At 74.6% G+C, this 1765-nt stretch carries 2 protein-coding genes; both read right to left on the bottom strand.

Features of this window, described 5'->3' with window-relative positions:
* Positions 1–824: aminotransferase class V-fold PLP-dependent enzyme (locus EYA84_RS31500; RefSeq protein WP_131057815.1), on the bottom strand; the 824-nt coding region annotated here is incomplete at its 3' end.
* The coding region (locus EYA84_RS31495; protein WP_131057814.1) for an aldehyde dehydrogenase at positions 817–1765 on the bottom strand (949 nt) is incomplete at its 5' end. The genes EYA84_RS31500 and EYA84_RS31495, both read right to left, overlap by 8 nt.

Genomic DNA, 1765 nt, shown 5'->3' with positions numbered 1-1765 from the left:
GCCGCCGCGAGCAGCGGCAGCGCGGCCAACCCCACCTCGGTGCCGGCCGCGCCGGACGGTACCGGTGGGAGTTCGGTGAGCTGGTACGAATCCGCGATCCGGGCGCTGACGTAGCCGACGTCCAGCGGCGTGCCGGTGGCGGCGGCCTCCCGGACCGCGAGGAAACCGATCCCGGGCGGGCCGAGCAGCCACTTCATCGCGGTGCTGACCAGCGCGTCGATCCCGTCGCGGGCCATGTCGACCGGCACCACGCCGGTGGACTGCGCGGCGTCGACGAACAACCGCATCCCCCGGTCGGCGCAGAGACCGGCCAGGTCCGCCAGCTCGTGCCGGTAGCCGTCGAGCGCGGCCACATGGGAGACGGCGAGACAGCTCGTACCCGGATCGGTGAGTGCGGCGAAGGCGTCCACCGCCGCCTCGTCCGGTGCCCGGCGGACCAGCCGGACCCGCAGGCCGTGGCGGAGCGCGGCCCAGGCCATCGTCGGGTACGTGGTGTCGTCGACCAGCACCGTCGAGCCGGCCGGCAGGCCCAGCAGCCGCAGTGCCAGGTTCGTCGCGCGGGAGGTGTTCTCGGTGATCGCGACCTCCGCCGGTGTCGCACCGACCAGACCGGCGAACTCGGTGCGCAACCGGCCCCAGTCACCGAAGTAGTCGGCGCGGTGCGTCAGCGGGTCGCCCGCCCACCGGTCGACCCAGGTCGCCATCTCGGCGCGTACCGGCTCGGCCAGCGGCGCGATCCCACCACTGAACAGGTACGCCCTGGTCGCCAGCAGCGGGACGGCGGCGCGCAGGGCGGCGAGCCGCTCCCGCTCGGGGTCAGTCATCGGTCCCACCCTCCCGTGCGGTCGCCACGTCGGCTTCGCCGAGGTGCACCACGACGTGTTTGAGTCGGGTGAACTCCTCGAAGCCGTACCGGGACAGGTCGCTGCCGTGGCCGGACTGTTTCACCCCGCCGTGCGGCATCTCCTCCGCGCCGACGCCGAAGGAGTTGACGCAGACCTGACCCACCTCCAGGTCGCGGGCGAACCGCATCGCCCGGCCGACGTCACGCGTGTAGACGGCGGCGGCCAGCCCGTACGGCGAGTCGTTGGCGCGGTGCAGCGCCTCGTCCTCGTCGTCGAAGGGCTGCACGGTCACCACCGGTCCGAAGACCTCCTCGGCGACGATCGGCGCGTCGTCCGGGACACCGGCGAAGACGGTCGGCGCGTAGAACGCCCCGTCGGGCAGCCCGTCCGGGTGCACGATCCGCCCGCCGGTCAGCGGGGTGTGGCCCGCCGCCACGGCGTCCGCGACCAGCGCCGCGACCCGGTCCCGGTTGGCCCGGTCGATCAGCGACCCCTGGTCCACCTCGTGCAGCGGGTCGCCGACGGTCAACCGGGCGGTCCGCCGGGCCAGCGTCTCGGCGAACTGGTCGTAGCGCGAGCGCTGCACCAGGAACCGGGCGGCGGCGGTGCAGTCCTGCCCGGCGTTGAAGAACCCGAGCGAGAGAGCGGCGTCCAGGGCCCGGTCCAGGTCGGCGTCGGCGAACACCACGAGCGGGCTGTTGCCGCCCAGTTCCAGATGGGTACGCGCGACGTGCCGGGCCGCCGCCGCCTGCACCCGTCGGCCGGTGGCCGTACCGCCGGTGACCGAGACCAGGTCCACGTCCGGGTGGGCGGCGAGCCGGTGGCCTTCCTCGGCCCCACCGGTCACCACGTTGAGCACCCCGTCGGGCAGGCCGGCGCGGGCGGCGAGCGGCCCCAGCGCCAGCGCGGTCAGCGGGGTC

Source organism: Verrucosispora sp. SN26_14.1 (assembly GCF_004307965.1).
Classification (GTDB): Bacteria; Actinomycetota; Actinomycetes; order Mycobacteriales; family Micromonosporaceae; genus Micromonospora.
This window is presented reverse-complemented; position numbering and strand designations above follow the sequence as displayed.